The sequence below is a fragment of the Bacteroidota bacterium genome (assembly GCA_037133915.1).
In the GTDB taxonomy this organism is placed as follows: Bacteria; Bacteroidota; Bacteroidia; order Bacteroidales; family CAIWKO01; genus JBAXND01.
The window spans coordinates 1-9,629 of record JBAXND010000084.1 but is presented as its reverse complement, the minus strand read 5'-3'; the positions used below and the strand labels follow the sequence as shown (position 1 = coordinate 9,629).

The 9,629-nt window shown below is 44.8% G+C and carries 1 protein-coding gene; it reads left to right on the top strand.

Annotation, left to right across the window (positions count from 1 at the left end):
• The first annotated feature begins 504 nt into the window (after positions 1–504).
• Positions 505–9,033, top strand: a complete 8,529-nt coding sequence (locus tag WCM76_16315; protein ID MEI6767195.1) for a DUF4082 domain-containing protein — start codon at positions 505–507, stop codon at positions 9,031–9,033.
• Positions 9,034–9,629: the final 596 nt, after the last annotated feature.

The window sequence follows — 9,629 nt, the reverse complement described above, 5'->3', positions numbered from 1 at the left end:
TTTGTTGCGGTTTGCAAAATAATATTCTGTATTTTTATCGGACAATAGTGAAAAATAATTTGTTATATACGTAAATTGTTTATAACTTAGCATGAAATTGGAAAGCCTAAAACTCATGTAATATTTGCGATTTTCTTTAAATGCGATATTAAGTTTGTTGGAATAAATAATAATGGCTTTGAACGATACTACTGTTTTGATAGGATAATATTCAAAAAAAGTTCATCAATATTTAAATACATATTAATAGATTTTGCTATAAAGACGAATACTCACTAATTAGGACGTTATTGATAAATTTTACTTATTCCCGGATATAAAAAGGCAGTTCAAAAAGGCAGAAAGCAATCAGGCTTATGTTATTTTCCTGCAGGGATGATCTTTTCACATTTGTGGCAGAGATTCGGCCAATGAGTAATACGGAGTTTGGAATGATGGAATTCACGTTCATCCCGGAAACGGGATACTAAATAATTTACACATCGTAATACTAACTCTGTTGCCATGAAAAATATTTACTCTTTCACCCGACCGGCGGTCAGTTATCGTATTCGCTATTTTCTTCTGACCTGTGTTCTCATAGCCGTTTTTCAAGGAAGTGCTTTTCAAGCCTATGCACAATGCTATAACAGCTTTGCGGGCAGCATCACTCCATCTGCATCATGGCAAACAACAGGCTCTTATTCCAACATGCCATACTGGTCATTTACCGGGTATGCCGGCGCAACCTATAATTTTTCGAATTGTAACGGCCCGTCTGAAGATACCTATATGCGCGTGTTTGATGCATCAATGAATCAACTGAGTCAATGGGATGACTACGGACCTTATTGTTCCAGTGCCAATGCATCAGGCGACTGGTACTGCTCAACTACTGCAACTTATTATGTGGGGATATGCCACTACAGCTGCAGCAATGTTAATTCGGCTCAGCCATTGACCTATATGGCTACCAACCTTCCGGTGGTTGCTACTTGTCAGACCTGCCCTTCATATGATTTTGGAATATTTACGCCATCAGCATCTCCTGCTACGCACTCCAGCAGTACAACCGAGGCAGCAGGATGCAAGATTTATGCATTCAGCGTTATTTCGGGCTCTAAATATGTTTTCTCGGTATGCAGTAATGGCGGAACGTATTCAGGAGATTCCAGAATGATTCTGTACAACAGTTCCTGTTCAGAGATTGCAAATATTGATGATTATTGTGGAACAGGCCCACAAATTACATGGACTGCCACTTATACGGGTACTGTTTATCTGAGGCTCGCACATTATTCAAATTCTGCGGCGGTTTCCTGGACACTGGCCTATTGGAAAACAGCTCCTGCGGGAGAAAACTGTTCAAACGCTCAGGACCTGACTTCTCTCAGCAATCCTTTCAGTGGATCAACCGCGGGATACGCCGACGATGTTCCTATCTGCCATTCGGGATACCCCGACAGGGTATTTTATATTGATGTTGCAAATGCAACGACTCTTGAAATCTGGGAACCCAGCAATGATTACGATGAGTATGAATACGTAGGTTATGGAAGTTCCTGTCCCGGCACTCAGCTGCAGTGCTGGGATAATGATGCGCTGGCTCATACAATCTGGACGAATACTACGGGTTCGGTGCAGCGTGTATGGTATGTTCAGGATGCCTGTTGTGGTACCGGTTATGGCAACTTTACCCTTCAATGGACATTGACCGCAGCATGCGCAACCCCCGGTACTCCTACAGGTTTGGGCGCTACGCTGGGAAATACCGACGGAACTTTTTACTGGTCAGCAGGGTCTCCGTCAGGAAGCGCAAATGTTACCTATTATTATACTATTTACAATTCATCGTATTCTACTATTGCTTCGGGAAATACAAGTGGAACCAGCGTTTATGTCAGCGGTCTGAGCTGCAACAGCGGTTATTATCTGTATGTGTATGCTAACACAAGCTGCAATAATACATCATCTTCAACAGCGTCCGGCGGCCTGTTCTACACTACGGCATGCGAGATGCTCGTGCCATACAATACAAATAACAATTACACGGTGTGTTCAGGTCATCTCTATGACCATGGTGGATCCGCCGGCAGTTATACCGATAATGCCAGTGGCTACACATATCTTTATCCTGCAGTAGCCGGGAACAGTATTCAGATTTCTGGGTCAAGCAGCGGTGAGAGTTGTTGTGATTATGTTCAGATATATAATGGTGCCGGTTTGGCATCCCTGGTCGGGCAATATCAAATGGGTAGTTCCATTCCGACAATCACCTCGGCAGACGCCTCCGGTGCACTCACGGTCTTATTCCATTCCGACGGCTCTGTAACAGGCAGCGGTTTTGATATTACGGTCAGTTGTGTATGTGCAACACCGGCTGCTCCCGTCAGTCTTTCAGGTTCAGCGACCGGAGCAACGACGGCTTCGATATCGTGGGCTGCAGGCAGCCCGCCGGGATCTCCGACTATTACATATTATTATAATGTCTACACTGCAGGAGGAAGTTATGTGACGGGGTCGAATACGACCTCAACTTCTGCATCGGTTTCAGGTCTGAGCTGTGGTTCATCCTACTATTTCACAGTTTATGCCTACACAAGCTGTAACGGCACAACTTCGTCAACCTCCACAAGCGGCACTTTTGCTACTTCCGACTGCGAAAAGATTGTTCCTTATGGCGGAAATAATAACTATACAGCATGTTCAGGTCATTTGTACGATCATGGTGGATCAGCCGGAAACTATACCGACAATGCAAATGGTACGGCAGTATTGTATCCTTCTGTTGCAGGAAATATGGTTCAGATATTCGGGACCAGCAGTGGCGAAAGCTGCTGTGATTACGTTCAGGTTTATAACGGAGTCGGAACAGGATCACTCATCGGACAATATCAAATGGGCAGCTCTATTCCTACGATTACCTCGTCAGACGGATCTGGTGCGCTTACGGTATTGTTCCATTCGGATGTTTCAGTTACAGGAAGTGGTTTTGATATTACAATTGGCTGTGTTGCGGGTTGTGTTACTCCGGGTGTTCCGGTAAGTTTAAGCGGCTCCGGCACCGGTGAAACAACTGCTTCAATATCATGGTCTGCCGGCTCTCCCGGTGGTTCAGCAACTGTTACATATTATTATAACGTATACACTGCAGGCGGTTCCTATGTTACAGGTTCTTCAACTACATCCACATCGGCTTCTGTGGGTGGGTTGACCTGTGCAAGCTCCTATTATTTTACCGTTTATGCAAGTACCAGTTGTAACAGCACAAGTTCATCAACGGCCACCAGCGGCACTTTCAGTACAAATGCCTGTCCGTGCCCGAATCCTTGCTCTGGTATTATTTCGATGGCGCTTGGCAGCACTTATACAGGTACGCTCGGTACAAGCTGCAGCGACTGGAGTTCTTATACCAGTTGCGGATACAGTGAGCCGGGCGATGAAGTTGTTTATTCTTTCACACCTCAGGTCGACGGCATATATACTTTTACATGCGACCAGCCTTCAGGCGATCCGGATTTTTTCCTGATGAGTTCATGCTCAAATGCAGGCACCAACTATTTTGGAGGCTGCGTTAATGCCGGAGCACAGTCAGTGAATCTTACCAAAGGGACAACCTATTATTTCATTGTTGATAATTATTCGAACTCGGGAACGGCAGGCTATAGTATTGCCGTAAACTTTGATCCTTGCAGCAATATTACAAACATGGCTCTGGGCAGCACTTACAGTATTGCGCTTGGTACGTCCGGCGTTTGGAACACCGGCATTAACTGCAGCTGGTCATCATCGGGTGCAGAAAAAGTATATCAATTTACAACAACATATGCGGGCGATTATGTCATCAGTGTAACCGAAAACGGAATTGATGCCGTATGGTATTTTGTTACCTCATGCAGCCCTTCAGGAACAAGTTATGCAACTTGTCTGGATGCAGGGACAAGGACCGCAAATCTGGCTGCGGGCACAACCTATTATATTATTGCTGATAACTATTCCGGTAACGGAACTATAACCACACTTGTTACACCACCTGCCTGTGGTATCCCGTCGGCACCAACACCTGTCACTGCCACACCGTCGGCTATATGTCCGGGTGAAACTTCACAACTCAATGCAGTTTCGCCCGGCAATACTATCTATTGGTATACACAACTTACCGGAGGAAGTTCGATAGGCTCATGCGCCGGAGGGACAAACTTCGCTGTCAGCCCGGGAAGCACAACAACGTATTATGCAGAGGCGGCGTCTACCGGTTCCGGCGTTCCTGCAAATATTCTGGGAAATCCGTCCTATGTAAATTCCGGCTCCGGTTCTTACACCCTGGGATATTCCTTTACACCGAATACTACTATCACGGTTACTGCTGTTCGCAGATATTTTGGCTCAGCAATTAAAATCTGGACCGATGGCGGAACCCTGCTTGCCAATCAGGCAGTGAGTGGATCAGATGCAGTTTGGACTACAACGGCGCTATCAACGCCCATTACTCTGAATGCAGGAACAACTTACAGAATTGCTGCCTTCACAAATGGTGGAAGTTATTACTGGCGTACTGATATGAGCAGTGCCTTTACCAATGGTGTTATTAATTCGAGTTACGAAATTGGTGGTGACGCATTTCCAACTTCAACCGATGGTGCCGTGTGGTGGCTTGTGGACCTGGTATATTCAACCGGCAGTGTATGTGTGTCAACGTCACGCACTCCTGTAATTGTTACGATGAATACTGTTTCAACAGCACCAACTTCTATTAGCGGAAACACTGCCATATGCAACGGTGGTTCAACTACGCTGACCATGAATGGCGGGTCTGCCGGAACCAGCGCATCGGCCGTATGGTACGAAGGTGCAGGCTGCGGACCGTTCACTCAGGACTGGAATAATCAGCCCTACGGAACTCCGAATACAACGGTGAATTCTGTCGGCTCCGGAATACTCAATGTTACTTCGGTCAATAATGATCCTATGATTGATATGGCCGGGCTCGGTTCATTTGATCCGAATATTTATAAATATGTGAATATAAAATACCGCGTACTTTCCGGTAGTGCTGGTAGTGTTGAAATATTTTTCTATAACGGAAACCACAATTATGCCGTCGGGGGTGAGTCGGCATCTGCCGGTCTTTACGACGACGGTGCATGGCATGTGGTAACGATAAATATGGCATCAGATCCTGATTATACAACGGGCGGAAATATTCTGGGATGGAGATTCGACTGGGCGTCTAATCCTTCAGTCAATATGGAGATAGATTATATTTCACTGACAACACTTCCTCTCGGAAGCACTACGGTTGCACCTTCCGTTACCACAAACTACTATGTGCGTTATGAAGGTCAGTGCAATACTACAGCATGTGCGTCCACTACGGTGAATGTTACACCACTGCCATCGGGCGGAAGTATAACCGGTATCACTCCGGTGGCTCATGCTGCGCCCGGGGTTAGCTATTCAGTGAGCGGTGTAAGCAATGCAACTTCATATACGTGGTCAGCTCCGGCAGGTGCTACTGTGGCATCGGGTCAGGGTACGGCATCTGTTACTGTTGACTGGGGAACAAGCAGTGGAGGTAATATTACATGCACACCTTACAACGGTACCTGCCCGGGCACGGCATTGTCGTTTACAGTTGTTGTTTCGGGATGTTATACGCCGACTGCAACGACTACCACTGCAGTCCCATCAAGCTGCGGCGTGACTCTGGTTGATTACTGGCATAATACCGGAAGCTATTGTACACTTACAGGTGTAGCCGCATCAACTCAATATAAAATTGTCAGCAGTGCATTCGGCAGCAATTATTTTACCATCACAAAAGGAGCACCGAACGGGCAGGTTGTTGCTGCAGGTATTTCGCCTCTCACATGGACATCTGTCGGAGCAGGAACGTATTATGCACATGTTACGGATAATTCGTCTTGCGGAACAGGAGCCGCAGGTCATGCCTGTATTACCATTGAGCAGAATCTTAACAGCGGATTAACCGCACAGGGCTTTGGAAATAATTTCTGGAATGTAAATGTGTACGGACATCTTTCAAGTTCGACTGTCATTGACCTTTCAACCTTTGCGGGATATTATACGGAGAATAATATCAGCTTTAACACCAATACACGATGGAACAACACTGCCGCACCTTCCGATGCGAACAGTACCGGAGGTAATGCCTATACCGGATGTTCTGTTTCTCCCGAATGGCATGCCTATATTTATAAAAGGAAGGGTTTCCCTGCGGGAAGTTACCGTATAGATATCACCAAAGATGATGGATATACACTGATTATCAATGGCAGTGTTGTGAGTAGTAATTTTGTGGCCGGTACGGTAAATAATGATGCCTGGTGCGGGCAGCTCAATGCAGCTTCGGAAATTGAGATCCAGTGTTTCGACTGGCTGCTGAACTCACAGGCTATTGTCACTTTCACTCCTTTGAGTTCGGGGGTCAGCCCCGGCGACCTCGCGGTATGCAGCGGCATAAATCCGGGAACCTTTACTGCTTCTCCGGTCGGGTTCCTTAATACCCCGTCGTACCTCTGGTACAAGAATGGCATTTCAACCGGAATCACAACACAGACTTACGATGCCGGAGTTCTGACCAATCCTCCTTCTTCTTCATATACCGTATTTTGTACCGTTTCAGGCGACGGCTGCTCTGTCAGTACACCAACTACAACCATTACCGTAAATCCATATCCTGTTGCGGCAGGAACTGTTTCCGGTACGGCAACTGTGTGCCAGGGCCAATCGGGGCTTGTATACTCTGTGCCTGCAATTACGAACGCTACAGGTTACAACTGGGTTTATTCAGGAAGCGGTTTTTCAATTACTTCAGGAACAAATACGAATTCAATAACTGCCGGTTTCAGTCTTGCCGCCAACGGTGGAACCCTGACAGTATCAGGGACGAATACATGCGGAAACGGAACTTCATCATCGGGATTTCCTGTTACAGTGAATACTGTTTCAACTGAGCCATCAACAATTTCAGGTACAACTACTATTTGTAATGGGTTGGGAACTACAATAACGGCAAGTGGCGGTACGAGCGGAACAGGTGCTACAATGGAATGGTTTACCGGAACATGTGGCGGAACACCGGCCGGCACAGGCGCGAATATAACTGTAGCACCCAATACTAACACAACTTATTTTGTAAGAAGAACGGGAACGTGTAATACAACATCTTGCGCAACTCAACTTGTAACGGTCAATTCTCCATCGGCTATTTTGCCGACTTTACTGTCAAACAATGATTACGTTTGGTGGGGGAATACAAGCGGTGACTGGAATACTGCGTCCAACTGGTATGTTTACAACGGAAGTACTTTCAATATAGCTGCGAGCGCTCCCGACTCATCAAAAAATGTGTATCTGAGATCGCTGGGCGGCTGTGCCTCCAATGGATTGAACCTTTCAGGGGCGGGGGGCAATTCCGGGAATATAGTCATTGAAAACGGCAATACTTTTACCATGTCAGGAGGGCAGACACTTCATGTTCACGGAAACTGGAAAAATAGTGGAACATTCAACGAAAATAACGGCTGTGTTTGTTTTGAAGGTTTTTCAAATCAACAGGTCAATGATCCGGAAACATTCAATAATCTGATTGTAAATAATGCTTTTGGTGCGACGCTGAACGCGAATGTTTCGGTTGCCGGTGCACTTGTACTTCTGAATGGAACACTCAATAACGGTGCATACCTGAGCCTCGCAAACAACGCAACAATAATTCGAAACGGCGGATCTTTGAGCAATGTTCCCAATTTCGGAGCAAGTGTCAATGTACAATATACGGGCGCCGGAACCACCGGTCCTGAAATGCCGGTAAACACTACTGTACTCAGGAACCTCAGTATTGATGCCGGATCTAACAGTATCGTGGCGCTGAATGCACCCGTTACAGTAAATAATCAATTAAATCTGACATCGGGCGTTATAAGGACTTCTGCATCAAATATCCTTACAATGGCTGATAATACAAGTGTTTTGGGTGCAAACGCAACAAGTTTTGTTGATGGTCCGATGAGGAAAATAGGTGACGATGCCTTTGAATTCCCGATAGGCCGGGTCTCCGGTACATCGTTTGTGTGGTCACCCATAAAAATTGCCGACCCCGGTGGCAATCCGAGCGACCGTTTTGTCGCTGAATATTATCTTCAAACTTCGCCAAATAGTTACTATCTGAGCGACATGTGTTCCGGAAGTGGTTTGAATCATGTGAGTGGTACTGAATACTGGGATATCACCCGTGAGGCAGGCACGACTTATCCTGATGTTACAATTTATTATAAAGATGCACAACGCAGTGGTATTACCGATTTAGGAAGCCTTGCTATTGCACATTATCAAATGTGTAATGGCTCACTCAAATGGGCGAGTATGGGTGGAACGGCTGTTGGCGGGCTCGGTCCCGGCGGTCAGGGACAAATTACAGGCACCGGATTTACATCATACAGTCCTATAACGTTTGGAGCAAAGTCAGGCGGTTCGAATCCGCTGCCGGTTAAATTGCTGAGTCTTGATGCATCGTGTAAGGGCACTGAAAACGTTGTCATCTGGACAACAGCGAGTGAGCAAAATAGTTTATATTTCGCTGTGGACAGAAGTACGGATATGTTAAACTGGCAGGAAGTCGGCAGGCAGTCAGCCGCGGGTAACAGCAGCAGCACGCTGTCATACGAATTCACTGAAGTTTCATTACCTGATGCTGTCGTTTATTACAGGCTGAAACAGGTTGATGTTGATGGCCTTTACGAGTTTTTTGGTCCTGTTTCTCTGAAATGTGCGAGCACTGAACCTTATAATATATCGGTTTATCCTAACCCGTTTAATGACGTAATTAATGTAATCTTCACAGGCGTGCTGCCCGAAAAGACCGCAATTACAATCAGGGATATACTTGGGAAAACAGTATACTATTACGAATCTGAATTTACAGATGGATCTGTATTTACCTTGACTCCAGAAAATAAACTTTCGCCCGGAATCTATCACGTTACAATTAATTCAGGATCGGATATACGGTATTTCAAAATTATAAAAAACTAAAAAGAAAAAGGCTGCCTTTTGAAGCAGCCTTTTTCTTTTTCATTTCGTACAAGTGTGCTCAATTTTTCACCATTTTCGGGCAAAAATCACCATTTTTTATATTGGAATTATTAACATTCGTTATCTCTAACGACCAGTTGATTTTTTCTCTCTGTAATCAGCGCTAATTGCTTATCAATCTGCTATAATGCTTCAAAGGTGAAAGATTATTTCTATATTTAAGTATAATATTCAACAATATCTATTTTTGATATTTAACAAAAGATTAATAGTTTCCTATCTAAAATAACTTGCTATATGGATTCGTATGTAGTAAATTTACTGCAATTAAAGACGAACACAATTTTTGTTCTGAGTTTTATTTTGTTGTAGCTAAACTGATGTTATTGAAAATTTATACTCTTTCCCATTAATTCCGTGAATTATTTTGTTTCAGCAATGAATTTGCTGTAACTATGATTGCGTTCGTCCGGATGTTTTAATAACTACATGGCGAACAAACGGCGGGTCATAGCGGGCTCTGAGTATTTGATTGAATGTTGGGCACTTCTAAAAACCAATTGTTAATATAAACATCAGATTGTTAATAACTTAAC

Excerpts from the sequence above, each read along its gene's own strand:
- WCM76_16315 (MEI6767195.1), top strand. The coding sequence starts at position 505 with ATGAAAAATATTTACTCTTTCACCCGACCGGCGGTCAGTTATCGTATT.